This is a genomic window from Natronocella acetinitrilica, assembly GCF_024170285.1.
GTDB classification, from domain to species: Bacteria; Pseudomonadota; Gammaproteobacteria; order Nitrococcales; family Aquisalimonadaceae; genus Natronocella; species Natronocella acetinitrilica.
Window position 1 is genome coordinate 109902 of sequence record NZ_JALJXV010000001.1, and the last position, 26593, is coordinate 136494.

The 26593-nt window shown below is 64.2% G+C and carries 28 protein-coding genes; 18 read left to right on the plus strand and 10 right to left on the minus strand.

All coding sequences use genetic code 11. The annotated features are described in order from the left end of the window. Window positions 1-100: 100 nt before the first annotated feature. Both J2T57_RS00575 and rpe read right to left on the minus strand, forming a co-directional pair. The gene (locus tag J2T57_RS00575; protein WP_253472658.1) at window positions 101-823 is read right to left on the minus strand and encodes a phosphoglycolate phosphatase; all 723 of its coding nucleotides are present in this window, start codon (window positions 821-823) and stop codon (window positions 101-103) included. Beyond that, window positions 823-1500, minus strand: a complete 678-nt coding sequence (rpe, locus tag J2T57_RS00580; protein ID WP_253472660.1) for a ribulose-phosphate 3-epimerase — start codon at window positions 1498-1500, stop codon at window positions 823-825. Before rpe ends, J2T57_RS00575 begins: the two co-directional genes overlap by 1 nt. 146 nt (window positions 1501-1646) lie before the next feature. On the opposite strand from rpe, the gene J2T57_RS00585 reads away from it, so the two are divergent. Further along, a complete protein-coding gene (locus J2T57_RS00585) occupies window positions 1647-2114 on the plus strand; it encodes a CopD family protein (protein ID WP_253472663.1) in 468 nt (155 codons plus the stop codon). A gap of 11 nt (window positions 2115-2125) precedes the next feature. Here J2T57_RS00585 and J2T57_RS00590 read toward each other — a convergent pair whose 3' ends face one another. Together J2T57_RS00590 and J2T57_RS00595 are read right to left on the minus strand one after the other, a co-directional pair. Further along, window positions 2126-2959 (minus strand): TerB family tellurite resistance protein, encoded by an 834-nt coding sequence (locus tag J2T57_RS00590; protein WP_253472666.1) that lies wholly within the window; start codon window positions 2957-2959, stop codon window positions 2126-2128. Window positions 2960-3001: 42 nt separating this feature from the next. Continuing rightward, window positions 3002-3820, minus strand: a complete 819-nt coding sequence (locus J2T57_RS00595; RefSeq protein WP_253472669.1) for a helix-turn-helix transcriptional regulator — start codon at window positions 3818-3820, stop codon at window positions 3002-3004. Window positions 3821-4103: 283 nt separating this feature from the next. Between J2T57_RS00595 and J2T57_RS00600 the strand changes: the two genes are divergently transcribed. The 4 genes from J2T57_RS00600 to J2T57_RS00615 all read left to right on the plus strand — a co-directional run bounded on the left by J2T57_RS00600 (window position 4104) and on the right by J2T57_RS00615 (window position 8449). Further along, window positions 4104-5441, plus strand: a complete 1338-nt coding sequence (locus J2T57_RS00600; RefSeq protein ID WP_253472672.1) for an NAD(P)/FAD-dependent oxidoreductase — start codon at window positions 4104-4106, stop codon at window positions 5439-5441. A 4-nt stretch (window positions 5442-5445) separates the two neighbouring features. Next, window positions 5446-6204, plus strand: a complete 759-nt coding sequence (locus J2T57_RS00605; protein WP_253472675.1) for a DUF1365 domain-containing protein — start codon at window positions 5446-5448, stop codon at window positions 6202-6204. Further along, entirely contained in the window at window positions 6204-7436 is a 1233-nt protein-coding gene (locus J2T57_RS00610; RefSeq protein WP_253472678.1) for an SAM-dependent methyltransferase, read from the plus strand. Before J2T57_RS00605 ends, J2T57_RS00610 begins: the two co-directional genes overlap by 1 nt. A gap of 113 nt (window positions 7437-7549) precedes the next feature. After that, window positions 7550-8449: a hypothetical protein gene (locus J2T57_RS00615; protein WP_253472681.1), complete on the plus strand. Its 900-nt coding sequence runs from the start codon at window positions 7550-7552 to the stop codon at window positions 8447-8449. Window positions 8450-8466: 17 nt separating this feature from the next. On the opposite strand, the gene rho is transcribed toward J2T57_RS00615, so the two are convergent. Together rho and trxA are read right to left on the minus strand one after the other, a co-directional pair. Continuing rightward, complete coding sequence (gene rho, locus J2T57_RS00620; protein ID WP_253472684.1) at window positions 8467-9723, minus strand: transcription termination factor Rho; 1257 nt, start codon at window positions 9721-9723, stop codon at window positions 8467-8469. Window positions 9724-9952: 229 nt separating this feature from the next. Beyond that, complete coding sequence (gene trxA, locus J2T57_RS00625; protein WP_253472687.1) at window positions 9953-10279, minus strand: thioredoxin TrxA; 327 nt, start codon at window positions 10277-10279, stop codon at window positions 9953-9955. A gap of 351 nt (window positions 10280-10630) precedes the next feature. On the opposite strand from trxA, the gene gspC reads away from it, so the two are divergent. The 12 genes from gspC (at window position 10631) to J2T57_RS00685 (ending at window position 22095) form a co-directional block, all read left to right on the plus strand. Next, entirely contained in the window at window positions 10631-11545 is a 915-nt protein-coding gene (gene gspC / locus J2T57_RS00630; RefSeq protein WP_253472690.1) for a type II secretion system protein GspC, read from the plus strand. Beyond that, window positions 11545-13506, plus strand: coding sequence for a type II secretion system secretin GspD (gene gspD, locus J2T57_RS00635; RefSeq protein ID WP_253472693.1), 1962 nt, complete (start codon window positions 11545-11547; stop codon window positions 13504-13506). The genes gspC and gspD overlap by 1 nt, the downstream gene beginning before the upstream one ends. After that, window positions 13503-15092 (plus strand): type II secretion system ATPase GspE, encoded by a 1590-nt coding sequence (gene gspE, locus J2T57_RS00640; RefSeq protein ID WP_253472697.1) that lies wholly within the window; start codon window positions 13503-13505, stop codon window positions 15090-15092. Before gspD ends, gspE begins: the two co-directional genes overlap by 4 nt. Window positions 15093-15127: 35 nt before the next feature. Then, window positions 15128-16348 (plus strand): type II secretion system inner membrane protein GspF, encoded by a 1221-nt coding sequence (gspF, locus tag J2T57_RS00645; protein WP_253472700.1) that lies wholly within the window; start codon window positions 15128-15130, stop codon window positions 16346-16348. Window positions 16349-16383: 35 nt separating this feature from the next. Then, on the plus strand, window positions 16384-16842 hold the full coding sequence (gene gspG, locus J2T57_RS00650; protein ID WP_253472704.1) for a type II secretion system major pseudopilin GspG: 459 nt from the start codon (window positions 16384-16386) through the stop codon (window positions 16840-16842). Window positions 16843-16854: 12 nt separating this feature from the next. Beyond that, complete coding sequence (gene gspH, locus J2T57_RS00655; protein ID WP_253472707.1) at window positions 16855-17376, plus strand: type II secretion system minor pseudopilin GspH; 522 nt, start codon at window positions 16855-16857, stop codon at window positions 17374-17376. Further along, window positions 17373-17783, plus strand: coding sequence for a type II secretion system minor pseudopilin GspI (gspI, locus tag J2T57_RS00660; RefSeq protein ID WP_253472711.1), 411 nt, complete (start codon window positions 17373-17375; stop codon window positions 17781-17783). The genes gspH and gspI overlap by 4 nt, the downstream gene beginning before the upstream one ends. Then, window positions 17783-18403 carry a type II secretion system minor pseudopilin GspJ gene (gspJ, locus tag J2T57_RS00665; RefSeq protein ID WP_253472714.1) on the plus strand — a complete coding sequence of 207 codons (621 nt, stop codon included), beginning with the start codon at window positions 17783-17785 and terminating at the stop codon, window positions 18401-18403. The genes gspI and gspJ overlap by 1 nt, the downstream gene beginning before the upstream one ends. After that, on the plus strand, window positions 18400-19338 hold the full coding sequence (gspK, locus tag J2T57_RS00670) for a type II secretion system minor pseudopilin GspK (protein ID WP_253472717.1): 939 nt from the start codon (window positions 18400-18402) through the stop codon (window positions 19336-19338). The genes gspJ and gspK overlap by 4 nt, the downstream gene beginning before the upstream one ends. Before the next feature lie 266 nt (window positions 19339-19604). Beyond that, window positions 19605-20822, plus strand: a complete 1218-nt coding sequence (gspL, locus tag J2T57_RS00675) for a type II secretion system protein GspL (protein ID WP_253472720.1) — start codon at window positions 19605-19607, stop codon at window positions 20820-20822. After that, entirely contained in the window at window positions 20819-21310 is a 492-nt protein-coding gene (locus J2T57_RS00680; protein ID WP_253472723.1) for a type II secretion system protein M, read from the plus strand. Before gspL ends, J2T57_RS00680 begins: the two co-directional genes overlap by 4 nt. After that, window positions 21307-22095, plus strand: coding sequence for a type II secretion system protein N (locus J2T57_RS00685; RefSeq protein WP_253472726.1), 789 nt, complete (start codon window positions 21307-21309; stop codon window positions 22093-22095). The genes J2T57_RS00680 and J2T57_RS00685 overlap by 4 nt, the downstream gene beginning before the upstream one ends. 3 nt (window positions 22096-22098) lie before the next feature. Here J2T57_RS00685 and yrfG read toward each other — a convergent pair whose 3' ends face one another. After that, window positions 22099-22746, minus strand: a complete 648-nt coding sequence (gene yrfG / locus J2T57_RS00690) for a GMP/IMP nucleotidase (protein WP_301289035.1) — start codon at window positions 22744-22746, stop codon at window positions 22099-22101. A gap of 392 nt (window positions 22747-23138) precedes the next feature. On the opposite strand from yrfG, the gene nudE reads away from it, so the two are divergent. After that, complete coding sequence (gene nudE, locus J2T57_RS00695; protein ID WP_253472730.1) at window positions 23139-23696, plus strand: ADP compounds hydrolase NudE; 558 nt, start codon at window positions 23139-23141, stop codon at window positions 23694-23696. A gap of 10 nt (window positions 23697-23706) precedes the next feature. On the opposite strand, the gene J2T57_RS00700 is transcribed toward nudE, so the two are convergent. From J2T57_RS00700 to J2T57_RS00710, 3 genes are read right to left on the minus strand one after another with little or no spacing between them, the layout of a single operon-like run. Next, window positions 23707-24018 carry a putative signal transducing protein gene (locus tag J2T57_RS00700; RefSeq protein WP_253472732.1) on the minus strand — a complete coding sequence of 104 codons (312 nt, stop codon included), beginning with the start codon at window positions 24016-24018 and terminating at the stop codon, window positions 23707-23709. A 21-nt stretch (window positions 24019-24039) separates the two neighbouring features. Beyond that, window positions 24040-25215, minus strand: coding sequence for an acetate/propionate family kinase (locus J2T57_RS00705; protein WP_253472734.1), 1176 nt, complete (start codon window positions 25213-25215; stop codon window positions 24040-24042). Further along, window positions 25212-26579, minus strand: a complete 1368-nt coding sequence (locus J2T57_RS00710; protein WP_253472736.1) for a bifunctional enoyl-CoA hydratase/phosphate acetyltransferase — start codon at window positions 26577-26579, stop codon at window positions 25212-25214. The genes J2T57_RS00705 and J2T57_RS00710 overlap by 4 nt, the downstream gene beginning before the upstream one ends. Between the last annotated feature and the right edge of the window lie 14 nt (window positions 26580-26593).

Here is a 26593-nt window from a genome sequence, read left to right on the forward strand (position 1 = left end):
GACGCGGCTGCAATGGCTCAGAATCGCCATCGCCGCCGATCGTCAGCCTGCCGGTCCACCATCAACCGGGTGTCCTGTAGATCCATTGCGTTGCAGGTCACTATCCCATTCCACCGGTACCGTGTAATTGCGAAGGGCTGCGCTCGCTTGCAGAGCCCAGCAGCCGGTAAAGCGCCATGATGTCATCCACCACGGCGTCGGCGCCAGCGTCACGGATATTCATCCCGTGATTGTAACCGTAGGGCACACAATAGACGGGCATGCCAGCATTCCGACCGGCACTGATGTCGTTGACCGAATCCCCCACCATGATGGCCCGTTGCGGGGAGCCGTCGAGTTGGCGCAACGCATGCAGCAGGGGCTGCGCTGACGGCTTGCGCTCGGCCGTTGTATCACCCCCGACGACAACCGGGAGGTGTGCAGCGAGGCCGAGCTGATTAACCAGGTCAACCGCCAGCAACTCCGGCTTGTTGGTGACGCAGGCAAGCCGAAAGCCGGCGCCGCGCAGCGCATCGAGACCCTCGCGAACACCTGGGTAGAGGCGACTGCGGACGCACAGCGCGGCGCGATAGGCCTCCAGGAAAAGCGTCAAGGCCTGATCCGCCCTCGCCGCCTCCACCTCACCGTCCATGTCGCCGGTCAGCGCGCGCATCACCAGACGTCGCGCCCCGTTGCCAACCCAGTCGCGCACCCGCGCCTCACCCACCGGCTGCTTTCCCAGCTGCACGAGCATGGCGTCCACGGCGTCGGCCATGTCCGGGGCGGAATCAACCAGGGTGCCGTCCAGGTCGAACAGCAGGATGTCCCGCGAGCTCGGCACCATCACACGGACCTCGCTATGGCCAACCGCTCGCGCATGGCGGCGATGACCGTGGGATAGTCGGGCTGACCAAAGATGGCCGAGCCGGCAACAAAGGTATCGGCGCCGGCGCGGGCTGCCTCGGCGATGTTGTCGACCTTGATGCCGCCGTCCACCTCAAGGCGGATTTGCCGACCGGAGGCGTCGATGAGTGCCCGCGCCTCGCGCAGCTTGGCAAGGGTCGAGGGAATGAACGACTGGCCACCGAAGCCCGGATTGACGGACATCAGCAGTATCATGTCGATCTTGTCCATGACGTAGCGCAGATGGTCCAGCGAGGTGGCCGGATTGAAAACCAGCCCCGACTTGCAGCCGCAGTCGCGCACCAGTTGCAGGCTGCGGTCCAGGTGGTCCGTGGCCTCCGGGTGGAACGTAATCCAGGTGGCCCCCGCCTCGGCAAAATCCGGGATGATGCGGTCCACTGGCCTGACCATCAGATGGACATCGATATCGGCGGTCACACCGTAATCGCGCAGGGCCTTGCAGACCAGCGGACCCACGGTGAGATTGGGCACATAGTGATTATCCATCACATCGAAGTGGACCATGTCCGCTCCCGCCGCCAGCACGGCATCCACTTCCTCACCCAGGCGGGCGAAATCGGCTGACAGGATGGAAGGCGCAATGCGGTAGTCGGTCATCTGCATAAACCCCGGCGGTTCGCTCGTGTCCCATAACGGAAGTTGGGCACTTTAACGAAAAGCCTGCTTACGGGCCACGTCCAGCCTGTGGCAGGGGCTGTTACACTGTGGCGTCGATCGTCTCGGAACCAACAAGGACCCCACTGATGAGCATTGCCAACCTGTTGCACGTGCTGTTCGCCGTTATCTGGGTAGGCGGCATGTTCTTCGCCTGGGTCATACTGCGACCTGTAGCGGTGGCGACCCTGGAGCCGCCGGAAAGGCTGATGTTGTGGCGACGGGTACTGGCGAAGTTCTTCGTCTGGGTCTGGAAGGCCGCCATCATCGTGCCATTCAGTGGCTACTGGCTGGCTTTCACCATGAGCGGCCGCATGGCCCAGTGGCCGCTGCACATCCACCTGATGCATGGTCTGGGCCTGGTCATGGTGCTGCTCTTCCTGCTGGTGTTCTTCCTGCCCTTCAGGCGCCTGCGTGCGGCGGTGGATGCCCGTGACTGGGCAACCGGTGCCGAGGCCCTGGGAGCCATCCGTCGCCTGGTGGGAATCAACCTGGTGCTCGGCCTGGTCGTTGTCGCGATTGCCAGCGGCGGGCGCTTCGGGCTGCTGAGCTTCTGAGGGCCTGCCGCTCAGGCAGAAGCCCTTTCACGACGGATGGCCTCCATGGCGCGCCGCGCGGCCATCACGCGCTCTGCGCCGGCACGCACGTCCTCGGCACTCATGCCCTGGGCCTGCAATCGGTCAGGATGGTGCCTGCCCACCAGGCGCCGATAGGCCTGGCTGATCTCGGCGTCGCTGGCCGTGGGCTCGATACCGAGCAGCAGATAGGGCGATCGGGGGATAGGCTGCAGCGTCAGCCCTCCCCCGAACAGCGCCTTGCGCAAGGGCGTATCGAGAGCCTCGGGCCGGCGCCCCAGGCCGCGGAGTACCCGACGCAGCGCCCGCTCCGTCTGATCCGGCAACCGGCCATCGGCCACCGCCACGGCGACCAGGTATTCGATCAGACAGGACGTGGCCGCCTCATTACGGCCAAAGCGGCGGCGAAAGTGTCGCCCGAGCAGGTAGGCCGGAAAACCCGGCCGCTTGCCCAACCCGAATAGCCGGATGGCCTGCCGGCGAGCCAGGCCGTGTAACTCGAGCACATCGAATACCTCGCCGGCTGCAGCGATTTCCGCCGAACTGACCCGCCCGTCCGCCTTCGCGACAAAGCCCATCGTGGCGGCTGCAGTGAGTATGTACCGGCGATCATCGGCATCCGCAGCCAAGGCATTCCACCGTGCCAGCCGGAAAGCGGCGATGCGTCGCCCACGATCCACCGCGAAGCCCACGGCCAGCCCCAGGGGCAACCACAACAAGCCGAACAGCCACACCGCCGCGATGCCAGCGAGGATGCGGCCAAGCCAGTCGTAGACGCGCAGCGCCAGGTGCCGCAATCGCTGCAATTCAGGATCTGGTCGGGCCATGGCAAACAGTAACTCGAACGCAAACGCAAGCCCAGTGTACCTTCAGGCGTCGCCGACGTCGGACTTGGGCAGACGTCGCGGCGTCGGGTTGACCAGACCCATGGCGATGGACTGGGCGACGGCCTGCTGCCGGCTGGAGACGCGCAGTTTCATGTTCACATTCTGCAGGTGAAAAACCACGGTGCGCTCGGCAATTCCGAGGATGCGCGCCGTTTCCCAGGATGTCTTGCCTTCGGCACACCAGGCCAGGCATTCCAGTTCCCGCGGAGTCAGGGCCTCGTGTTCAAGCTCATCCTGGCGGGTAACCCGCATCGCAGCCTCGTGGATGTGCGTGAGCGCGAGCAGGGCGTCAGGGAGACATTGTCGCAGCATCCGTTCCGCTTTCGGCCCGCGCTGGCGACTGGCAATGGAATAAAGGGAAATCGTCCCTCTCGGTCCGTGCATTGGCAGCGCTGCACCGGTAACCAGGCCGTAGCTTTCAGCCTCATGGAGCAAATCGGCAAACTGTCGGCCATCGCCCAGAGGGAGGTCATGCAGATCACGCCAGAGCACCGGCGTCACACACCTGAACAGATGATGTACCACGGGATCGATCTGCACGTAGTTGCGAGGCCGGTAAACCGACTCGACGTAACCCGCTGGAAAGCCATCGATCACCAGCATATCCGGATCGGTCATGGACGACGGCACGTGCAAACCGTAAAGGAAGTAGTCCAGGCCAAGCGCCCGCGTCACCCTCTCACACAGTTCACGCACGCCAGCGACATCACCAACGCCGGCCGAAAATGCAGCCAGATCCGCCAGCGTGGCGTCGCTGCGCGCGCCAGCAGCGCGACCTGTTCGCCCAGAGACCGATGCCATGCCGTCGATCCACTCCTTACCGCCACAAGCAACACCCCGTGCCCGGAGTCTTTAGCCTGGATACTGGGCCAGCATACCCAAGCACCCCTTGTCTGTCGCCCATGGGCGCGCCCTCAGCAGGGCCGAGCTCCGATGTAAAAACTTACCTTAACCGCACAAAAAGTGTCATGCTTTCCTGACACACGTGCCTGTCAAGATTGAATGCGCACGATCCACATGGAACACTGGCTTTGGCGCATCGATAATGTACAATTGTTGTACAGGCTTTTGGGGTACTCGATAGATGCATGAATCAAGAATCGCCGTCGTCGGCGGCGGAGTGGCCGGTTTGACTGCCGCCTGGCTGCTCAGCAAGGCCCATCAGGTCACTCTTTTCGAGGCAAATCACTACGTCGGCGGCCATACCAATACCGTCGATGTGCAGGGTCCGGGCGATGATTCGATTCCAATAGATACGGGCTTCATCGTCTACAACGAGCGCAACTACCCCCACCTGACCGGCATGCTGCGGCATCTGGACGTTGAAAGCCGCGACAGCGACATGTCGTTTTCCTTCTCCTCGGCACAGACCGGGCTCGAATGGGCCGGCGACAGCCTGAACACGGTTTTCGCGCAGCGGCATAACCTGTTTCGGCCGGCATTCTGGCGCATGACCGCCGACATTGTGCGCTTCAACCGCCTGTCCAAGCGCTACCTGCAGGAAACGCCGGACGACGAACTCACACTCGGCGACTACCTGGAGTACACGGAAACCGGGCCGGCACTGCGGGACCACTACCTGCTGCCCATGGCCGCGGCGATCTGGTCCTGTCCGCAGCACGACATGCTGGCATTCCCGGCGCAGCGCTTCCTGAAATTCTTCAATAATCACGGCCTGATCGACCTGTTCAATCGCCCCGTCTGGCGCACTGTGGCCAATGGCGCCAGACAGTACGTGCGACGCATGCTGCCGGGCATCTCCGGCGGTCACGAGACTGACATGCCCATCAAGCGAATCGTGCGCACCGAAAAGGGTGTGCGGCTGTATGGCCAGCACGGTGAACTGGGCGAGTTCGATCAGGTGGTGGTAGCCGCCCACGCCGACCAGGCGCTGGAAATGCTTGACCGGCCGCATTTCTGGGAACACACCCTGCTCTCCAGTTTCGGCTACCAGCCCAATGACGCCTGGCTGCACACCGACAGCACCCTGATGCCGCGCATGCCGCGGGTCTGGTCTTCCTGGAATTACCTGGCCAATGCCGGCGATGCACCGCCCGCCGTGAGCTACTGGATGAACCGCTTGCAGGGGCTGCCCGGTAGCCGGGACTACTTCGTGACCCTCAACCCCGAACGCGAACCGGCGCCAGACACGGTGCTGCGCCGCTTCAGCTACGATCACCCGGTGTTCAACACCGCGGCCATGCGGGCCCAGCGCATGCTGCACCAGATCCAGGGCCGCGATCGTATCTGGTTCTGTGGCAGCTACTTCGGTTATGGCTTCCACGAAGACGCCCTGCGCTCCGCGGTGGAAGTCGGTCGCGCCCTGGGCATCACAGAGCCGTGGACCACACCCCCGGAACTGGAACCCGAGGGTGTCGGAGAATCCATTCGCGACCCCGGAGCCGATCTGCAGGTATCCTGAGCGCATGAACGCGTCTCTCTACCTCGGCACGGTGATGCATCGCAGGTTCGTGCCGCCGCTGTATGGTTTCCGTTATCGATTGTTCCAGCTGCTGTTGGATATCGACACCATTGACCGCGATCTGCGGGCGCTACGGCTACTCTCACGCAACCGCTTCAATGTGTTCAGTTTTCACGATCGGGACCACGGTCCCAAGGATGGCACGGCTCTGCGCCCCTGGATCGACGCGACGCTGGCGCGCTTCGGGCTGGACCTGGCGGGCGGCCGCGTTCGGCTGTTGTGCATGCCGCGGGTACTGGGCTACGGCTTCAATCCGCTCAGCGTCTGGTACTGTCACCACAGCGATGGCACGCTGCGGGCCGTGCTCTGCGAGGTCAGGAACACCTTCGGTGAATGGCATGGCTACCTGCTGCACGACGGCGGCGCCCCCCTGCAGGGCGTGATCAACTCCAGCAAGCGGAAGTGCTTCCACGTGTCACCGTTCTTCCCGGTCAGCGGCAGTTACGCATTCCGTCTCACCCCGCCGTCGCAACGACTGTCCACGGTGATTCGCCTCGATCAGGATGGTAGCCCCCGAATGCTGGCGAGCCAGGTTGGAGAGCGCTACGATTTGACCGATGCCAGATTGCTGCGCCTGGCTGTCACGCAGCCCCTGCAGTCCATCAAGGTGATCGCAGCGATACACTGGCAGGCGCTGAAGCTGTGGTTGCGGGGTGCGCGCTTTCATCGAAAGCCACCCCGACCGGAACAGGAGATCAACTGATGGAGGGGTCCAGGGGGGCGAGCGCCGTGGCCGGGGACTTGCCGGGCCTTTCCGGACGAGTCTTGCAGGCCATGGCGCGGCGAATCCGGCATGGCACGCTGACCATCCAGATCAATGACCATCACAGCATGATCCGGGGCGAAGCCGCAGGCCCGGAGGCTCACCTGCGGTTGCATCGACCCTGGGCATTCCTGACAAGGCTGTGGGGACATGGCGCGCTGGGGTTAGGCGAATCCTATCTCGCCGGTCACTGGGAAACCGATGACCTCACGGCACTGCTGGAACTGCTCGCGGTGAACGAACCCTACCTCGGTCGCTCCACCCGACCAAACGCGCTTGCCCGCAGCAGGCTGCTGCTCGAGCACCGCGGCAACCGCAACAACCACCGGGGCAGTCGGCGGAACATTGCGGCCCACTACGATCTTGGCAACGCTTTCTACAGGGAGTGGCTGGACGACACCATGACCTACTCCTCGGCTCTCTTCGAGGTGCCGGACGTCGCACTGGAGGCAGCCCAGAACCGTAAGTACCAACGCATACTCGACCGCCTGGACCTGTCCCCTGGTGACCATATTCTGGAAATCGGTTGCGGCTGGGGCGGACTGGCCATCGCTGCGGCACGGCGCGGGGCAAGGGTTACCGGCCTTACCCTCTCGCAGGAACAATTGGCCTACGCCCGGGAACGGGTCACCGAGCTCCGCCTGGATGAGGCCATCGATCTGCGACTCCAGGACTACCGGGATGTGACCGGACATTTCGATCATGTCGTCTCCATCGAGATGTTCGAGGCCGTGGGCGAGGAGTACTGGCCCACCTATTTCGAGAGCGTTGCGCGCTCGCTTCGCCCCGGTGGACGAGCCGCGCTGCAGGTCATCACCATCGACGAGGACTGGTACCAGCAATATCGGTCGACGCCGGACTTCATCCAGCGCTACGTGTTCCCCGGCGGCATGCTGCCCACCGTGGAACAGTTCACACGCATCGCCGGGGCAACCGGGCTCAAGGTCGCGGACATGGGCTTTTTCGGGGAACATTACGCCCGCACGCTGCGGCGCTGGCATCAGCAATTCCTCGATGCTCTGCATCGCGTGGAGGAACTCGGCTACGACCAGCACTTCCAGCGCATCTGGCGCTATTACCTGAGCTACTGTGAAGCAGGCTTTCGCATCGGACGCATCAATCTCATGCAAACCACGCTGCAGAAGCCCCACGAGGCGGCTTGCAGCCGGTGACCTCAGACACGGCCGCCGCGCTCCATCAGAACCGCATGGCGTTTGCCAAGGAGAGCCCCGTTTCCTATGCTGCCGACTCTGATCCGCATGGCACCCGCCGGAGTCACTCGACCATGAACCGTCTATTGCCACCCGTAGTCCTTTCCAGCGCGCTGATCCTGGCCGCCTGTACATCCACACCCGAGCCCGAGTCAGCGCCGGTAACGGCGGCAGAGTTTCTGCAGCAGCCCGCGCAGGAAAACCTGATTGGCAGCGGCGATGCCATTGAAACCGTTGGACTCGAGGATCTGCTGACGCTGGATGCCGATGAGGAGCCCACGGACCGTGATGGCGATCGGGAAGGCGCCACCCTTGGTCGCAACACCTCGGTCACCCTGCTGATCGACCCTACGGTGGACCCACGACTGGCGCAGCGACTGGTGGCGGTGAGCCTGGACTACCCGATCACCGTCGCTGAGCAGTGGGATGCACTACCGGCGACGATCGGAGACTGCGCAGCCCTGGATCTGTCCAGCGAGTGCCTGGCGGCACTGCGGGATGAAACGCCCAGCCATGGATTGCTGGTCATCGAAGGCGCCGGTGAGGCACGACTGCGGCTGCGCCACTACGAACTGCGCATGGGCCATGCGGGGCGCATCCGCAACGTCGCGCTGCCCATTGCAAACGGGACAGTGCCGCGCGCAAGCCTGGATCAACTGGCAGACAACATGCTTCTTGAGATCACCGACCGGGCCCGCCTACTCCCCTGGAGCGCCGGGATTGCCGGTTCGCAGAATGGCCTGTGGCGGATCAACGTCCGGGAATCCGACGGACTTTCCCCGGGGGATAGCCTGATTGCCCTGCGCGGCGATAGAACCTTGCGGAATGTGCTGGGGGAGCCCGTGTCCTGGATGCCCGGTACGGCGGTGGCCCGTCTGGTCATCGAGGGCTACGGTGACGACGGTTTTGCCCTGGTCAGGTTGGACCAGGGCAGCTCACCGCGAAGCAGCGACTTGCTGGTTCCCGCACCGTAGCGGGGTCGATGCGCAGGTCAGCGCTTCATCGATTCGAAGAATTCGCTGTTCACCTTGGTGTCCTTGAGCTTGTCGAGCACGAACTCGATGGCGGCAAGCTCGTCCATGGAATGCAGCACCTTTCGCAGGATCCAGATCTTCTGCAGCTCATCCGCCTTGATCAGCAGCTCTTCGCGGCGCGTTCCGGAGCGGTTGATATTGATGGACGGGAAAATCCGTTTCTCGGAGATGCGGCGATCCAGATGGATTTCCATGTTGCCGGTGCCCTTGAATTCCTCGTAGATCACGTCGTCCATGCGCGAGCCGGTCTCCACCAGCGCAGTGGCAATAATCGTCAGGCTGCCACCTTCCTCGATATTCCGGGCTGCACCGAAGAAGCGCTTGGGCCGATGCAACGCATTGGCGTCGACACCGCCGGTGAGGACCTTGCCGGATGAGGGCACCACGGTGTTGTAGGCGCGCGCGAGGCGGGTGATGGAGTCCAGCAGGATGACGACATCCTTCTTGTGCTCCACTAGCCGTTTGGCCTTCTCGATGACCATCTCGGCGACCTGGACATGGCGGCTGGCGGGCTCGTCGAAGGTGGAGGACACCACTTCGCCGCGCACTGTGCGCTGCATCTCCGTCACTTCCTCGGGCCGCTCATCGATCAGCAGCACGATCACGTAACACTCGGGATTGTTCGAGGTGATGCTCTGGGCAATGTTCTGCAGGAGCATGGTCTTGCCGGCCTTGGGCGGCGAGACGATCAGGCCGCGCTGGCCCTTGCCGATGGGCGCGCACATGTCGATGACGCGGGCGGTGAGATCCTCCGTACTGCCATTGCCACGCTCGAGTATGAAGCGGTCCTTGGCGAACAGCGGCGTGAGATTCTCGAACAAGACCTTGTGCTTCGCGCTTTCCGGGGCCTCGAAATTGATCTCGCTGACCTTGAGAAGCGCGAAGTAGCGCTCACCCTCCTTGGGCGGCCTAATCTTGCCTGCAACCGTATCGCCGGTGCGCAGACTGAAGCGGCGAATCTGACTGGGGGAGACATAGATATCATCGGGGCCGGCGAGGTAGGAGCTATCGGCGGAGCGGAGGAAGCCGAAGCCGTCCTGGAGGATCTCCAGTACGCCATCGCCGTGAATGTCCTCACCCTTTTTTGCCTGGGCCTTCAGGATCGAGAAGATCATGTCCTGCTTGCGGGACCGGGCCACACCCTCAATACCGAAGGATTGGGCCAACTCGGCCAGCTCGCTCGCCGGCATTTTCTTCAATTCGGTCAGATTCATGACTTTGCTTCTGGTCTCGATGTGGAATGGGCTCCGGCGGCAAGCCGGACCAATCTGTGATTACTCTTGGCAAGATCTCCGCCGCGCCTGGCTGGGCGCACTGCCACCAGGGATGTCGCTCTCCGTGTTCCGCACTGCACGGGGCCGGAGCCTGAGGCGGTCGGGATACTTGCGTCTGTATTAAGTCTGCCGGCGGCGTTGGGATGGCCGCCGGCCATCGGGGCGATAATCAGAGATTGCTGTCGATGAACGCCGTTAGCTGCGATTTCGACAAGGCGCCCACCTTGGTGGCTTCCACCGCTCCGCCCTTGAAGAGCATCAGCGTTGGAATGCCACGGATGCCGAATTTCGGTGGAGTCTCGGGATTCTCGTCGATATTCAGCTTCGCCACTTTCAGGCGACCGGAATACTCCTGAGAGACTTCATCAAGTATGGGCGCAATCATCTTGCACGGCCCACACCACTCGGCCCAGTAATCTACAAGAACAGGACCATCCGATTTGAGAACCTCATCTTCGAAGTTGTCATCGGTGACGTACACTATCTCTCCGCTCACGGTGTCGAGCCTCCAGCAATATCTTCGGATTCGGAGTAATGCGCGTGACCTAGGCCATTCGCTGTCGGGTGGAATTCGGGCTGCAAAAGCGGGGACCCTGCGGACGCACCGTTGTCGGCGTCGTTGAGTAATGTCGGAACCTTAGCTCCCGTGAAAACCGTTGTCAATCGGCAGCAGCGGTGGCGAACACCTCCGGCGACAACGCAGCGAAAACAAACCGCTGCTTTGCAGGTCTGATACATTACCGGAGAGGCCATTACAACGCGTGGCTTTCCGCACCGCGCAGAACGGCGCGGGCGAGACAGAAACAAGGGGCGGCCACTCCACGGCTTGGCACGCCACGGGACAGGTATGCAAGGCATCAGCACCGCAGTTCGATCAGCCCTCTCCGGCACCGGCTCCCGCGTTGGCGTGGTGGCTGGCACCGTGGTGCTGGTGGTGGCGCTTGCCTATACGCTGGCCGAACTCACCTGGCAGTTGCTGCCCGTGGAACAGAGCGCGGCGCCACCACCTGCCGCACGCCAGGAGAGCCCCAGCAGTTCCTCTGACAGGCCCAGCGCCGGAGACACCGTTGCCGCGCTGCGTCTGTTCGGTGCTCCGGGTGCCCTCAACGGCGGCAGCGTCCGGCAGATCCCCGTGGATGCGCCGGACACCCGTCTGAACCTCACCTTGCGCGGCGTGCTGTACGACCCGGGCGATCAACTCGCCCGCGTGATCATTGCCACCGGCGGCCGCAACGAAGATGTCTACCGGGTCGGCGACGAGCTGACAGGCGGCGCTACGATCGACGCCATTATGCAGGATCGGGTCATCCTGTTGCGCGAGGGGCGCCATGAGACACTGCGCCTGCCTGAGGACCAGATACGCGGTGGCACGCCGGTGGCGCTGGACACCCTGCCCGGGGGAGCCCCGGAGATCAGCGAGGACAACGTCGGTATCGACGACGCTGGCACAGGCATGGATGACGACATGCGCCAGACACTGTTGCAGAACCCCGACGACTTCACCCGCTACGTGCAGCCACAACCGTATATGGTGGACGGCGAGTTCCGCGGATTCCGGCTACAAGCCGGATCGGACCCGCAGGTCATGCAGTCCGTCGGCCTGGAGGCCGGCGATATCGTCACGGAAATCAACGGGCAACTCCTGGACAATCCCCAGGTGGGGATCGCCACGCTGCGCGATGCAGCCGAGCAGAATCGTCTTGATCTGACGATACTTCGCGATGGGGCAACCCGAACCATTACGATCGAATTCGACAACTGATGGCGGGCCGAATGATGGGCATGGGGACACTGAAGGGACGGCGGGTTGGAGCGTTGGCCAGCACCTGTATTCTGGGCCTGCTGCTCACCCTTGCCGCGGGCCCCATCGCCGCGCAGCAGGAACGCGTGGAACGGGGTCAGCCGGTAACACTCAACCTCAAGGACGCCGACATCAGGGCCTTGATCAATACCGTTGCAGAAGTCACCGGGCGAAACTTCATCATCGATCCACGGGTACGCGGCCAGGTCACACTGATATCCCGTGCACCCATGGAGCCGGACGAACTCTATCGCGCCTTCCTGTCAGTCCTGCAGGTCCACGGCTTCGCCACCGTTCCGGCGGGAGAAGTCATCAAGATCATCCCGGACGCCAACGCCAAGCAGCTCGGCCCGGACATGGGCACGGCCGCCGCCAGCGACGATATCGTGACCACCGTAATCCAGGTGGAGAACGTCCCGGTGGCGCAGCTCGTTCCCATCCTGCGCCCGCTGTTGCCGCAGCAGGGCCATCTTGCCGCCTATCCACCCACCAATGTGCTGATCGTCTCCGACAGGTCCGGTAACGTGGAGCGTATCGCCGCACTGGTCCAGGAAGTCGACCGGGCCGGGGACGACGAGATCGACATCGTGCGCCTGCAGCACGCCTCCGTCGGAGAGATGGTGCGGATACTCAACAGCCTGCGACGCACCGATGCAGAAACCGTCCCGGCGCAGCAGGTACAGATTGCCGCTGACGAGCGCACCAACAGCGTGCTGCTCTCCGGCGACCGGGCACAGCGGCTGCGCATGCGCGCTCTGATCGCGCAACTCGACGACCCCATGGAGGACGAGGGCGATACCCACGTCATCTACCTGCGCTACAGTCGGGCAGAAGATCTGGTGACGGTGTTGCAGGGCGTGACCGAGAGCATGCGCGAGCGCCAGGAAGAGGCTGGGCAGAATGGAGATGCCCGTGCCATCAGCATCCAGGCGGAGGAAACCACCAACTCCCTGGTGATCACGGCGCCACCGGCCATGATGCAGTCCCTGCGCTCGGTGATCGACCGGCTCGACATCCGCCGTGCACAGATCCTCGTCGAGGCCGCCATCGCCGAGATCTCCGAGGAACGGGGTAGCGAACGCGGTGTGCAATGGTTTGTCGATGGCAGCGACGGCGAGGGATTCGCCAGCCTGACCAACTTCGGTGGTGTCGGCACCAGCATTGGCTCGCTGCTGACCCTGGGCAGTTCCCAGCCCCAGGTGGATGACGGCCTGAGCATGGTGGTGGGCGATCTGGACAGCCGCATCCGATTTGGGGCCTTTATCCGGGCGCTGGCCTCGGACCGCAATACCAACATCCTGTCCACGCCATCGTTGGTGACCATGGATAATCAGGAAGCGGAAATCCGCGTCGCCGAGAATCGCCCCTTCGTCACCGGCCAGTTCACTTCCGAAGGGCGCAACGTCACCAACCCGTTCCAGACCATCGACCGGGAAGACGTGGGCATCATTCTCAAGATCAAGCCGCAGATCAACGAGGGCAACGCCATCCAGCTGGAGATCGAGCAGGAGGCGTCCAATGTCATCGGCACAACCGCAGCGGGCCCGATCACCAACAGGCGTACCATCCAGACCCATGTGCTGGTGGACGATGGCCAGGTCATCGCCCTGGGCGGCCTGATGGACGACGACGTGCAGGAGCAGGAGCAACGTGTCCCAGGCCTTGGCTCACTGCCGATTCTGGGCGAGCTGTTCCGTTATCGCTCCACCAGTACCACCAAGCGCAACCTGATGGTGTTCATGCAGCCCACAATTGTCAGGGACCGCGCCATTGCCGACGATTTCTCCGGGCGCAAGTACAACTTCATGCGGGCCCAGCAACTGGATCGCCAGCAGCAGGGCGTCAGCATGGTCAGCGGTACCCGCCCCGGCGTGCTGCCGTCGCTGGAACGCGCTGAACTGCCGAGACCATTCGACCCATGACTGAACGTGTGATACCGCTAAGGCTGGCTTCGGACGAGGAGCACACACCGGAGACTGTGGCGACGCAGCCGGTTGCTGCGCCGCCCTCCGGAGTCCGTCAGTTCGACCGACCGAGCTTCGCCTTTGCACGTCGCCATGGCCTGGTGGTCACGGGCATTGAGGATGAGCGGGCCGTGGTGGTCATGCGCGCGGGTGCGCCCAGCGCCGGCATCAGCGAGTTGCGCCGCAGCCTCGGCATGCCGCTACGGCTCAAGCGTGCCACGGCGGCGGAGTTCGAGGACGCCCTGCGCATCAACTATGAGCGCGGCAGCGGTGAAGCCGCGCAGATGGTGGAGGACCTGGGCGACGACCTGGATCTTTCCAGCATTGCCGAATCCCTGCCGGAGCCCGCCGACCTGCTGGAAAGCGAGGATGATGCGCCGATCATCCGGCTGATCAATGCGCTATTGAGCGAGGCAATCAAGGAGAACGCCTCGGATATCCACGTCGAGCCCTTCGAACACAAGCTGGTTGTGCGTTTCAGGGTGGACGGCATCCTCCGCGAAGTGCTGCAGCCGCCCCGGGTCATGGCGCCGCTGCTGATTTCCCGGATCAAGGTCATGGCGCGGCTCGATATCGCCGAAAAGCGGCTGCCCCAGGACGGCCGTATCGGCCTGCGCATCGCCGGACGGGCGGTGGACGTGCGTGTCTCCACGCTGCCATCGGGTCATGGCGAGCGGGTGGTGCTGCGTTTGCTGGACAAGCAGGCGGGGCGGCTCGACCTCAGCCACCTGGGCATGCCCGAGCGGCTGCGCAACATGCTCCACGACATCATCCACCGGCCCCACGGTATCCTGCTGGTGACCGGCCCCACCGGCTCCGGCAAGACCACCACGCTGTACGCGGCCCTCACCCAGCTCAATGACGCCTCCCGCAGCATACTCACGGTGGAAGACCCAATTGAGTATTACCTGGAGGGCATCGGCCAGACCCAGGTGAACAGCAAGGTGAACATGACCTTCGCCCGGGGGCTGCGGGCCATCCTGCGACAGGACCCGGACGTGGTCATGGTGGGTGAAATCCGCGATCTGGAAACCGCGGAAATCGCGGTACAGGCGTCCCTGACCGGTCATACCGTGCTCTCCACCCTGCACACAAACACCGCCGTTGGCGCGGTGAGTCGACTGCGGGACATGGGTGTCGAGCCATTCCTGATGGCGTCCAGCCTGATCGGCGTGATGTCGCAACGCCTGGTGCGCCTGCTGTGCGAGCACTGCAAGTCGCCCTATACCGCCAACAGCCACGACTGCGAGCGCCTCGGCCTCGACCCCAGCCAGGAATACACCCTCTACCACGCCCAGGGGTGCGAGCATTGCAACGGCCTCGGCTATCGTGGTCGTGGCGGGATATTTGAACTCGTTCCCGTGGACGACCATGTCCGCGGCATGATCCACGACGGTGTGTCCGAGCAGTTGATCGAGCGCTACGCCCGGCAGAGGACACCAAGCCTGCGTCAGGACGGGGTCCGCCGCATCCTGGATGGCCGCACCACCGTCGAGGAAGTCTTGCGGGTCACCACCGACGACACTCCGCCCATCGAGGCCTGAGCACCCACCGACAGGGAACGAAGCGCACTTCCATCATGGCGGCTTTCGAATACTCGGCACTCGACGGAAACGGCAAGGAGCTCAAGGGCGTACTGGAGGGCGATACCGCCCGCCAGGTGCGTCAGCAGCTTCGGGAGAAGGGCTGGGTTCCCCTCAGCGTGGATGCGGTCACCGAGCAGACCGCGGGCGGGGATAGCGGGCTCAGCCTGCGCATCGGCGGAGGCCTCAGTGCCACGGAACTGGCCATGGTGACACGGCAGCTGGCGACGCTGATCGGCTCCGGGCTGCCCCTGGAAGAGGCGCTGCGTGCCACTGCCCGCCAGAATGAAAGAGCCCGCACCCGCTCCATCATGACCGCCGTGCGGGCCAGGGTGATGGAGGGTTACAGCCTGGCGGACGGGCTCGGCCAGTTTCCTCGTGCATTTCCCGAGATGTTCCGGGCCACCGTCGCCGCCGGCGAGCAGACCGGCAAGCTGGACCTGGTGCTGGAGCGTCTCGCCGACTACACGGAGAGCCGCCAGGAGATGCAGCAGAAGATCCGCCTGGCGTTGTTCTACCCTGCCATTCTGGTGGCAGTTGCGGTACTGGTGATCGTACTGCTGATGACCTTCGTGGTGCCGGAGGTGACGGACGCCTTCGACACCGCCGGTCAATCCTTGCCGGCCATGACCCAGGGCATGATCGCCATCTCGGACTTCCTGCGCGAGCGAGGCGTGTTGCTGGTGATGGCATTGGTGGCGGCGGTGATCGGCTTTATCTACGCCCTGCGCAACCAGGGCTTTCGCCGTCGCTTCCACGCCGCGCAACTGCGCCTGCCGCTGGTTCGCCACGTGGTGCGCGGGGCCAACGCAGCACGCTTCGCACGTACGTTCAGCATCCTCGCCAATGCCGGGGTGCCGGTGCTGGAGGCGATGCGCATATCATCGGAGGTGGTGACCAACCTGCCCATGCGCGACGCCGTGCAGTCGGCGGCGGTGATGGTCCGGGAAGGCACCGGCATCAGCCTGGCGCTGGAGCGCTCCGGGCAGTTCCCGCCGATGATGCTGCACCTGGTGGCCAGCGGCGAGAACAGCGGCCGGCTCGAGCAGATGCTGGACCGGGCCGCCACCAACCAGGAGCGGGAAGTCCAGGGACTGATCAGCACCAGCCTGACAGTGATGGAGCCACTGATCATATTGACCATGGGTGCGATCGTACTTTTGATCGTGCTGTCTATTATGCTACCGATCTTCCAGATGACGGACCTTCTCAACTGATGTAGCGGCTGGATCGCCGACCTCGCGAGGACGACATGAACGCAACGCAAGACTTGTTCCACTTCCGACCCCGGAGCCAGCGGGGTTTCACCCTGATCGAGATCATGGTGGTGGTGATCATTCTGGGGATACTGGTGGCCTTCGCCGTGCCCAACGTGATGGACAACCCCGAGCGGGCGCGGATCACCAAGGCGCAACACGATATTCGCGCCATCGAACAGTCACTGGATCTCTATCGCGGCGACAATTTCCGCTACCCCACCACGGACCAGGGCCTGCAGGCGCTGGTGGAACGCCCGACCAGCGATCCGGAGCCGCGGAACTGGCGCCAGTACATGCGCAGCGTTCCTACAGACCCTTGGGGCAACCAGTATCAGTACCTGTCGCCGGATGATACCGAAGGCAATCGGCCGCGAATTTTCACCTATGGTGCCGATGGCAGGCCCGGCGGTGACGGTGAAAACGCGGAAATCAGCAACTTCGATCTGGACTGACCCGCCACAGCCATGCTCCGCAGCCGCGGCTTTACGCTGATCGAATTGCTGGTGGTGCTGCTCATCATCGGCATCATGGTCAGCGTGGCTATCCTGTCGGTGAGCTTCTCCCGGGACGACACTCTGGAGCGGGAGGCCCGCCGGCTGCAGGCAGTCATGGAGCTGGCCGCCGAACGCGCCCTGATCGAGGCCCGCGAACTCGGGCTGATACTTGAGCCGGACGGCTATCGCTTCACCGAGCTGGTGGACGGCCAGTGGATCGGTATCACCGCCGCGGAACGCCGGGAGTTCAATCCACGGGAGTTCCCGCCCCAGCTCCGCCTGCAGCTGGAACTTGACGGTCTGCCGGGCGACCGCGAGCCGGGCGCAAGCGAGGATGACCGCCCATCCATCCTGATGCTCTCCAGTGGGGAAATGACACCATTTCGCCTGCTGTTGAGCGAAGTCGGTGGCGAGCAGGAGCGCTACCGCTTGCGGGGCAACCTGATCGGGCGCCTGGAGCTTGAGCGCCATGACGGAGACGACTGGCCATGATCGTCCACCAGCGTCAAGGGGGCTTTACCCTGCCGGAGGTCATGATCGCGCTGCTGGTGGTGGCCATCGCCTTCGCCGGCCTGATCACCGCCACCAGCCAGTTCACCTGGAACATCAGCCATAGCCGTGACCGCATTCTGGCCAACTGGGTGGCCGGGAACGTCATGACCGAGCTGCAGGCCACCCGCTACTGGGAGACCGGTCGCCAGACCGGCGAGATGACCATGGGCCCGCGAGACTGGTTCTGGGAAGCCCGGGTCGCCAACACCGCCAATCCACGACTGCGCCGGGTGGACATCTTCGTCTACGCCGATCCGGACGACGACAACCATGTAACCAGCCTCATCGGCCTGCTGCAGAACCCGGCGAGTACCGCGCCCCTGCCGCAATTCCAGGGGGGCGGCTGATGGAGCGGGCCCAGCGCGGCTTTACACTGATCGAGGTGATGGTGGCCATGACCATCTTCGCCGTGCTCTCGGCCATGGCCTACACCGGGCTGCGCGCCGTCGCCGACGCCCGTGAGCACCTGGACGCCCAGGCGGAACGGCTCAAGATCGTCCAGCAGGCTTTCATTGTGGTGGAGCGGGATTTCCAGCACGCGGTGGCGCGCAGCATCCGGGATGGTTTTGGCGACCCGCGGGCGGCCATGATCAGTGACGATATCGCCGACCTGGAATTCACCCGCTCCGGCCGCAGCAATCCACTGGGCCAGGTGCGCAGCGAACTGGTGCGCATTGCCTATCGCATCGACGAGGGTGAACTGGTGCGACTCACCTGGGGTGTACTGGATCAGCAGGTGGAACCACCCCGGGACGATACTCCCCTGCTTGAGGGGGTCGAGGATCTTGCCTTCCGTTATCTGGATGACGGCAACGCCTGGCAGGAAATATGGCCGCCGGCGGGACAGGGCCGTGGCACCACGGTCATTCCCCGGGCCATCGAAATGACCGTGGAGCTGGAGGACCTAGGCACCATCGTGCGCATCTTCCGCCTGCCCGACGGCCCACTGCAGCAGGGGCAGCCATGAGCCGCCTGCAACGAGGCGCCGCGCTGATCACGGCCTTGCTGGTGGTTGCGCTTGCCACCATGCTGGCAACACAGCTTGCGGCCCGCGCCTACTTCGACAACGCCCGCTACAGCACGCTGCTGGAGCGTGAACAGGCGCTGCAGTTCGCCCTGGCGGCGGAGGCCTGGGCCAGCGAGGTGCTGATCGCGAACCGCGAGGATGGCGACGGCATCGATCACCTGAACGAACTGTGGGCGCAGCCTATCGTGCCGCCACCCTTCGATGATCTCCCGGTGCAACTGCGCTTCCAGATGGAAGATCTGCAGGGCCGGATCAATCTGAACAACCTGGTTCGTCCCGACGGGCGCGACGATGAGCCCGCCATGGCCAATCTGCTGCGGCTGCTGCAGATCCTGGAACTCGACCCGAGCATCATGCCCGCCGCGGCAGACTGGATCGATGACAACATCGAGCCGCGCTTTCCGGACGGTGCCGAAGACGATTACTACTCCCGCCTGGACAACCCGTATCGCACCGCCAACCAGCGCATGGCAAGCCCCACCGAGCTGCGACTGGTCCGGGGGGTGGATGACGAGGCCTACCGCCTGCTGCAGCCCTACATCACCGCGCTGCCAGAGGCCACCACCATCAACGTCAACACGGCGCCCCCCATGGTGCTGCGCACATTGGCGGACGGCATTTCCGAGCGGGAAGCCGAAGCCCTGGCAGAGGCCCGCCCGGCGGACGGCTACCCCAGCGTCACCGACTTCCTGCAGGACCCTGCACTGGCCGGGCGCGACGTGGACCCGCAGACGCTCTCTGTGGGCAGCAACTACTTCCTGCTGCGCACCGTGGTCGAGCTGGGGCGCACGGAAGTCCGCACCGAGACGGTGCTGTACCGCGCCGATGCCGGCACCAGCCGGGTTATTTTGCGACGACAAGGGTTTATCGAGTAGTCCGACCCGGGGCCACCCACGGCTTGCTGGCGGAGGCAACTATCGGGAGGTCCGATGCAGTTCGGTGGAGCGGGTAGACCGGTCGGGGACCGTCAGCGACAGGGATGTCGCTGTCGAGCCTACAGGGAGGTATTTACGGCGTGTCCCCGAGCGGTCTGCCCGCTTCACCGAACTGCATCGGACCGGACCAGCTTCACGTTACCGCGCATTGCGCAAGCCTCGCAGAGGTCGGACAATGCAGCCATGATCAGACCCGGAGTGCGTCCTTGAGCGCTGACCTTTTCCTACGCCTGGGCAGTGATGCAGACGCCCCCATCCACTGGCTTCGTGCCGGCCGTGACGGCACCGTGGAGGCCGAGGGCGTCAGTGACGATTTCGGCGCCATCGCCGAGGCCGCCCGCGGTTGCCGTGTCATCGGCCTGGTCAGCGGCACCGACCTGCTCCTGACCAGCGTCCGCGTGCCCACCCAAAGTCGGCAGAAGCTGCTGCGCGCCATCCCTTACGCCCTGGAAGAGCAACTCGCCGGCGACATCGACGACGCTCACTTCGTGCTCGGCAGCCAGCATGACGGAAACTGGGCAGTTGCGGTGCTGCAGACAACCTGGGTTGACCGCTGGCTGAGTCTGCTGGATGAACACGGCCTGCGGCCCGAGAGACTGGCACCGGAAATTCTCTGCCTGCCGGAGGAGAACGATGCCTGGACGGTGCTAGTGGACAAGCAGGGTTTCCAGGTTCGTACCGGGCCACAACACGGCTTCGGCGGCGACGTAGAAAACCTGGAAGTGCTGCTGGAGGCAGCCATCGAAGAGCACGGCGAGGGCCGGCCGGCGCACCTGCGCGTGCTTGCCGACGGCGTCGACCCGGAGCTGCCGACGGACATCCTTGGCGCCGAGATCATGCTGGAACCGACGCGCGCCGGCACCCTGCTGGTGCGCGGCTGGCACGATCAGGCTCCCCTGGATCTCCTCACCGGCCGGTATGCCCCAGTGGGGCAGGGCCGCAACCTCTGGCGACCGTGGATTCCCGTGGCGGTGCTGTTCGCGATCTGGGTGTGCCTGGACACGGGCCTTGCCCTGCTGGAGCAGCGCCAATTGCAAAACGATATCGCCGCAGTCGAGAGCCGCGCCATGGTCGCCTATCAGGACCTGTTCCCCGGCGCCGGCAATCTGGATCAGGCCCGCGCCCGGGTTGAAAACCGGCTCCGCCAGGTGGGCGCCCGCGGCGATTCCGACCAGGAGGACATGCTCGATACCCTGCGCCTGGTCGGGCCGGTGCTTGCCAACGGTACCGGCTTCCGACTGCAGGGCCTGAGCTACCGCGGCGGCGTGCTTGAGCTGGAAATCGAGACAGATACGCTGCAACGGCTTGATCAACTCCAGCAGGAGCTTGATCGCACCGACCGCATAGGCGCCGAAGTGCGCTCGGCCCGGTCGGAAGAGGATGCGGTTCAGGGTCGGATGGTGGTGAGGAGGCAGGGCTCATGAGCGGCCTCAAGCGCTGGTGGACCGGGCTCAGCAGCCGCGAGCAGCGAACCGTGTCCTATGGCGGTGCCGCCCTGGCGCTGATCCTGTTTTTCTTCCTGGTCTGGCAGCCCATTCACGAACGCACGGACACGCTGCAAGCCACACTGGCGGAGCGCCAGGAGTTGCTGGTTTACCTGGAGAGCGCCAGGCAACGCCTGGGGGCACAGCCTATCGCAGAGGGCGAAGAACCCCGCAGCGCTGGCCAGGCGCTTTTTGCCCTGGCTGACCAGAGCGCCCGGCAGGCGGGCCTGCAACAGGTGCTCCGCAGTGTGGAGCCCAGCGGTCAGGCCGCCGCCCGGGTGCAATTCGAGAATATTGCCTTCGATGACCTGATGCGCTGGCTGGGCACCCTCCGGGATCGCCACGGCGTCATCGCCACCACCGTCAGCCTGCGGCGTACCGATATCGAGGGTCGGGTGGATGTCCAGCTGGTGCTGGAGTCGTCATGATTCGTATCGCGCTACTCCTCTGCCTGGGGCTGCTGGTCTTCGTCGCCTCCCTGGTCATGACATTACCGGCAGCCCATGCCTGGCAGTGGTTCGGCAACCAGTTGCCCGTTCAGGCGCATGGCCTGCGCGGCACCGTCTGGAATGGCGAAGCCGCCGGCGTGATTGTGGAAGGCAACCAGATAGAGGCCGTGCGCTGGACACTTGAACCGCGGGCCCTGCTTGGCGGCGAACTGCGCTATCGGCTACAGGGTCGGCTGGATGATGGCGCGCTGCGGGCAGTGGCAAACAGCAATCGTCATGGGGAGCTGCGCCTCGAGGATGTGCGTTTCGATGCCGACGCAGCCAATCTGGTCCGCCGGTTTTCCACCCAACCCCTGCCCGTGGGTGTGCACGGCCGTATCGACGGCTACTTCAATCGCATCGAACTCGACGCGGCGGGCATGCCCACGGCGGTGGACGGCATCATCAACTGGCACGGTGGCGCAATCTCGGTGGGTGAAACCTATCGCCTGGGCGACTACGCCGTGCGCCTGCGCTCCGACAACGGTCGCATCAACGGTGAGGTGGCCACCATCGACGCGACCCTGCGGGTGGATGGCGATTTTCGCCTGGAAGTGGACGGCACCGTCACCGGCGAGGTGATCTACCAGACCCTGGACGGCATCCACCCGGACATGGTCCAGGGCCTGCAGTTTCTCGGCATTCCCGAACCACAGGCCGAGAATCGCATCAGCTTCGAGGGCAACATCAACAACCCGGCAGGCTTCCAGGGCTACCTGCAGTGAGCCTCAGAGCGCCTCGCTGAGATCATCCAGCATGGGATACTCATGAGGCTGTAACGGCGGTGCCTGCAAGTCCGGCCGGGCAACCCCGTAGACCTGCTCGATTCCCCAGCCATGGGCCGAGCGCAGCACCGACAGGCTGTCATCGACGAAGACGGTGCGCGCCGGATCAAACGACTCCAGCCGCTGAAAGCTGTCCCAGAAGCGATGGGACTCCTTCGAAGCACCATGGTCGTGGGAGGAGTGCACGGCGTCCAGATACGGGTCGAGCTGCACCCGCTGGCGCTTGAGATTGAGGCTGTCGTGATGCGCGTTGGTGACCAGCACCGTGCGCTTGCCCCTGCGCCGCAAGCCTTGCAAGAACGCTTCTGTTCCTGGCCGATAGCCGATTTTATGCTGTATTTCCCGCTTTATCGCGACAATATCCAGATCCAGCAATCGTCGCCAGTAGTCCAGGCAATACCAGTCCAGGGTGCCTTCCACCCGCCGCATCTGCTCGAACACATGGGCCTGGCTTTCGGCCAGCGACCAGCCTCGCCGGGCGGCATAGGCGGCGGGCAGGGCCTGCTGCCAGAAGTGGTTGTCGAAGTGCAGATCGAGCAGGGTGCCGTCCATATCCAGCAAGACTGTATCCACTCTGGACCAATCAATCATTCCAAAATCCCCAATCGCCTGAAAACATGCAATACAGCGAACGCATGGGGCGGTAGACACTTGAAGACCGTCAGCGACAGGGATGTCGCTGTCGAGCCTACAGGGATGTATCTACGGCGAGTCTTCAAGTGTCTACCGCCCCATGCGTTCCCGTCCCGGATCGTAGCCGATGCCTGCCTGATCTGACCACGGTGCCCCGACCCCTCGACGACACCCAGTCGGTCCTGTGTCCATGGACACGCCGTGAATACGTCCATGTAGGCTCGACAGCGACATCCCTGTCGCTGACGGTCCATGAACACAGGACCGACTGGGTGTCGTCGAGGGGCCTGCAGGGCTTGTTTCCTGCTAGCATATCGGCCCGGAACCCACTCGAGAGCATTGGAGTCGGCATGCGCAAGAAACCGGAAATCCTCGACACCCGGACAGTGGCCAGCTCCCGCCTGTTCCGCATCGAGGCCGTCAACCTGCGCTTTCCCAACGGCGTCGAGGTCGAGTATGAGCGCCTGCGGGGTGCGGGCAAAGTGGGTGCCGTGATCATCGTACCCATGCTCGACGAAAACACCGTGCTGCTGATCCGCGAGTACGGCGTCGGCCTGGAACGCTACGAACTGGGCCTGCCCAAGGGCCGGGTCGAACCGGATGAGGACATGCTTGAAGCCGCCAACCGGGAGTTGATGGAAGAAGCCGGTTACGGCGCCCGCACCCTGACACCCCTGCAGGCGCTGAGCCTGGCACCGGCCTACATGGGCCATCGCACCCAGATCGTGCTTGCCGAGGGCCTCTACCCCCAGCGCGAAGAGGGCGACGAACCCGAACCCATCGAAGTGGTGCCAACCCCACTGAACGAGTTGGACGACCTCATCTTCAATGGTGACGAACTGACCGAAGGCCGCTCCATCGCCGCGCTATACCTGGCCCGGAGCTGGCTGGAACGCAGACCAGACTAGTCTCCCCAGGTTAGCGGGGTCGCTCCGCACCGCACTGCCAGCACTGATCAAACTGTGCCTCCAGGGTCTCGCCGCAATCAGGGCAGCGCCAGGATTGCCCCGGCGGTGGATCCCGTTGCGCCTCCTCCACCAACTGTTCAGCCCGCTGATAATCGATTTCCCGCTCGACCCACAACTCCGGCCAGATGGCAGTCGGCGGTAGCTCCCCGGCCGCCCCGGCAAGGCCCATGTTGCGGGTCTGGCAACGAATGCCGGCGGCTTCCAGCAGATTCCGCATGTGGCTGACAAGTAAGGGGCTATGGCTGCTGTAGATGCACTTCATGATGGTCTGCCGCGGGCTAGTTCAGTCGACACCAAGAACCAGGCGACGGGTGTGCCGGGCAATGATGCGCTCCTCGTCCGTTGGAATGACCAGCACAGGTAGACTGTCATCGCGACTGATACAGCCGGCATGCCCGGCATTACGCTCCGCATCCAGGTAAACGCCCAACCAGCCCAGCCGCTGACAGATCCCCTCGCGGACCGGCGCTGCGTGCTGACCGACACCACCGGTGAAGACCAGTCCATCCAGGCCCTGCAGCGCGGCCGCCAGCGAGCCGATCTCCCGCGCCGCCCGGTAGCAGTAGACCTGCACCGCCTCGGCGGCGGCGGGATCATCGCTCGCCAGCAAGGCTCGCATATCGTGACTGATGCCGGACATGCCGAGCAGGCCGGACTGCCGGTAGAGCATGTCCTCCACCTCGCGGGCGCTCATACCCCGCTCGTTGATGAGATAAAGCACAACGCCGGGATCGAGGCTGCCGCAGCGCTGCCCCATGGGGAGCCCGTCCAGCGCGGTAAAACCCATGCTGGTGGCCATGCTGCGGCCATTGTGCATGGCGCAGAGGCTGGCTCCGTTGCCCAGGTGCGCCACCAGCACCCGTCCGCCGTGAAGTCGCGGATGATGGCGTTGCAGATATTCACTGATGAACTCGTAGGACAGGCCATGAAAGCCATAGCGCACGATGCCGGACTCGGTAAGCTTGCGCGGCAGGGCAAAGCGCTGCGCCTCCCAGGGCTGCGTGCGGTGGAACGCGGTGTCAAAGCAGGCTACCTGCGGCAACCCAAGACGCTGCCGCTCGAGGATTCGCACCGAAGAGAGGTTGTGGGGTTGATGCAAGACGGCCAGGCTGCCCAGAGCCTCCAGATCGCGCATGATGTCCGGGTTCAGCCGCACTGGTTCGCCATAGCGCAAGCCACCGTGCACCACCCGATGCCCAACCGCGGCCAGGGGGCCGACCTCGGCATCCAGCCACTCCAGCATCGCCTTCAGGGCGGACTCGTGGCTGCCGTCCAGATCACGGGCCAGCACACACTCGCGTCCGGAATTCTGAATGCGCAGATGACCACCCTGGTCGTCAGGCCCAAGTCCCTCGGCCTCTCCGCGGAACAGCGCCTGATCGGAACCGGCCTCCGCCGGATAGATGGCGAACTTGATGCTGGACGACCCGGCATTGATAACCAGCAACTGCTCCGTCATTTTGCCCCCTGAGCCATCAGTAGCGCCACGGCGCAGGCTGCCACCCGCGACAAGGTGTCATCGGCGCGGGAAGTCAGCACGATGGGCACCCGCGCACCCACCACGATGCCCGCCGCCTCGGCATCAGCCAGATAGTGCAACTGCTTGCCAAGCATGTTGGCGGACTCTAGGTCCGGCGCAAGCAGGATATCCGGACGGCCCGCCACCGTGGAGCGGATACCCTTGGTGCGCGCCGCCACCTCGGAAATGGCATTATCGAAGGCCAGCGGTCCATCCAGCAGGCCACCCTTGATCTGCCCCCGGTCCACCATCTTGCAGAGTGCCGCGGCGTCCAGTGTGGACTGGATCTGCGGATTCACCTCCTCCGTCGCCGACAGCACCGCGACCCGAGGCTGCTCGATGCCCATGGCCCGGGCCAGATCGATGGCATTGCGGGCGATATCCGCCTTCGCCGTCAGATCCGGCCGAATGTTCAGGGCCGAATCGGTGATCAACAACGGCCGGGGGTAGGTGGGCACATCCATGACCCAGACATGGCTCATGCGGCGCTCCGTGCGCAGACCACCCTTGCGATCGACGATCGCACCCATGAACTCGTCAGTATGCAGCGCGCCTTTCATCAGCGCTGCCACGTCCCTGTTCCTGGCCAATTCGACGGCGCGTGCGGCGGCGGCATGGCTGTGTTCCGTGGAGATGATTTCGATGCCGTCCAGTGCATGCTCGCTGCGGGCCGCGGCATCCCGGATCCGCTGCTCCGGCCCCACCAGCACCGGCTCGATCAGGCCCCGCCGGTGGGCTTCAAGGGCGCCGCCCAGGGAGTGGGCGTCCACCGGGTGCACCACCGCCATACGCAGCGGTGGGAGGCCGCGGGCAAGCCCCAGTAGCCGATGCAATTGCCGTCGCAGTCCGCCACCGCTCTGGGCCAGCAGGTCATCCGGCTCGGTGATGGCGTGCTCGGGGGCCTCCACCAGAGCACGACCGGATACGATGAGCCGGCCATCGCTGTCCTCACAGCGGCAATCAAGCAAAACCCGCCGCTCCGAGCGCTTCTCCAGCACCTCCAGGTCGATCCGCACCGAATCACCGAGGCGCAGTTGCGCGTGGTAGTCCAGGTCGTTATGCAGCAGCCGGCTGCCCGGGCCCGGCAGACGCGCGGCGATGGCCACGCTGATGAGCCCCGTGGCCCACATGCCCTGGGTGATGATGCGGTGGTAGAGATCGCTGGTGACCTGGGCCGGATCGAGGCGACCCCCGTCACCGTCGCTGCGGAACTGCAAGTCCTGCAACGTCAGCTTGCGCTCCAGGCTCGCCTTCTGCCCCACCTCGATCTGATCGTAGGGAATGCTGACCAACTCATCGGACACGACTGACGCCCTCC

Bases quoted from the DNA above. Each gene is read 5' to 3' on its own strand.
- J2T57_RS00575 (WP_253472658.1), bottom strand. From the start codon at position 823: ATGGTGCCGAGCTCGCGGGACATCCTGCTGTTCGACCTGGACGGCACC.
- rpe (WP_253472660.1), bottom strand. From the start codon at position 1,500: ATGACCGACTACCGCATTGCGCCTTCCATCCTGTCAGCCGATTTCGCC.
- J2T57_RS00585 (WP_253472663.1), top strand. From the start codon at position 1,647: ATGAGCATTGCCAACCTGTTGCACGTGCTGTTCGCCGTTATCTGGGTA.
- J2T57_RS00590 (WP_253472666.1), bottom strand. From the start codon at position 2,959: ATGGCCCGACCAGATCCTGAATTGCAGCGATTGCGGCACCTGGCGCTG.
- J2T57_RS00595 (WP_253472669.1), bottom strand. From the start codon at position 3,820: ATGGCATCGGTCTCTGGGCGAACAGGTCGCGCTGCTGGCGCGCGCAGC.
- J2T57_RS00600 (WP_253472672.1), top strand. From the start codon at position 4,104: ATGCATGAATCAAGAATCGCCGTCGTCGGCGGCGGAGTGGCCGGTTTG.
- J2T57_RS00605 (WP_253472675.1), top strand. From the start codon at position 5,446: ATGAACGCGTCTCTCTACCTCGGCACGGTGATGCATCGCAGGTTCGTG.
- J2T57_RS00610 (WP_253472678.1), top strand. From the start codon at position 6,204: ATGGAGGGGTCCAGGGGGGCGAGCGCCGTGGCCGGGGACTTGCCGGGC.
- J2T57_RS00615 (WP_253472681.1), top strand. From the start codon at position 7,550: ATGAACCGTCTATTGCCACCCGTAGTCCTTTCCAGCGCGCTGATCCTG.
- rho (WP_253472684.1), bottom strand. From the start codon at position 9,723: ATGAATCTGACCGAATTGAAGAAAATGCCGGCGAGCGAGCTGGCCGAG.
- gspC (WP_253472690.1), top strand. From the start codon at position 10,631: ATGCAAGGCATCAGCACCGCAGTTCGATCAGCCCTCTCCGGCACCGGC.
- gspD (WP_253472693.1), top strand. From the start codon at position 11,545: ATGGCGGGCCGAATGATGGGCATGGGGACACTGAAGGGACGGCGGGTT.
- gspE (WP_253472697.1), top strand. From the start codon at position 13,503: ATGACTGAACGTGTGATACCGCTAAGGCTGGCTTCGGACGAGGAGCAC.
- gspF (WP_253472700.1), top strand. From the start codon at position 15,128: ATGGCGGCTTTCGAATACTCGGCACTCGACGGAAACGGCAAGGAGCTC.
- gspG (WP_253472704.1), top strand. From the start codon at position 16,384: ATGAACGCAACGCAAGACTTGTTCCACTTCCGACCCCGGAGCCAGCGG.
- gspH (WP_253472707.1), top strand. From the start codon at position 16,855: ATGCTCCGCAGCCGCGGCTTTACGCTGATCGAATTGCTGGTGGTGCTG.
- gspI (WP_253472711.1), top strand. From the start codon at position 17,373: ATGATCGTCCACCAGCGTCAAGGGGGCTTTACCCTGCCGGAGGTCATG.
- gspJ (WP_253472714.1), top strand. From the start codon at position 17,783: ATGGAGCGGGCCCAGCGCGGCTTTACACTGATCGAGGTGATGGTGGCC.
- gspK (WP_253472717.1), top strand. From the start codon at position 18,400: ATGAGCCGCCTGCAACGAGGCGCCGCGCTGATCACGGCCTTGCTGGTG.
- J2T57_RS00680 (WP_253472723.1), top strand. From the start codon at position 20,819: ATGAGCGGCCTCAAGCGCTGGTGGACCGGGCTCAGCAGCCGCGAGCAG.
- J2T57_RS00685 (WP_253472726.1), top strand. From the start codon at position 21,307: ATGATTCGTATCGCGCTACTCCTCTGCCTGGGGCTGCTGGTCTTCGTC.
- yrfG (WP_301289035.1), bottom strand. From the start codon at position 22,746: ATGATTGATTGGTCCAGAGTGGATACAGTCTTGCTGGATATGGACGGC.
- nudE (WP_253472730.1), top strand. From the start codon at position 23,139: ATGCGCAAGAAACCGGAAATCCTCGACACCCGGACAGTGGCCAGCTCC.
- J2T57_RS00700 (WP_253472732.1), bottom strand. From the start codon at position 24,018: ATGAAGTGCATCTACAGCAGCCATAGCCCCTTACTTGTCAGCCACATG.
- J2T57_RS00705 (WP_253472734.1), bottom strand. From the start codon at position 25,215: ATGACGGAGCAGTTGCTGGTTATCAATGCCGGGTCGTCCAGCATCAAG.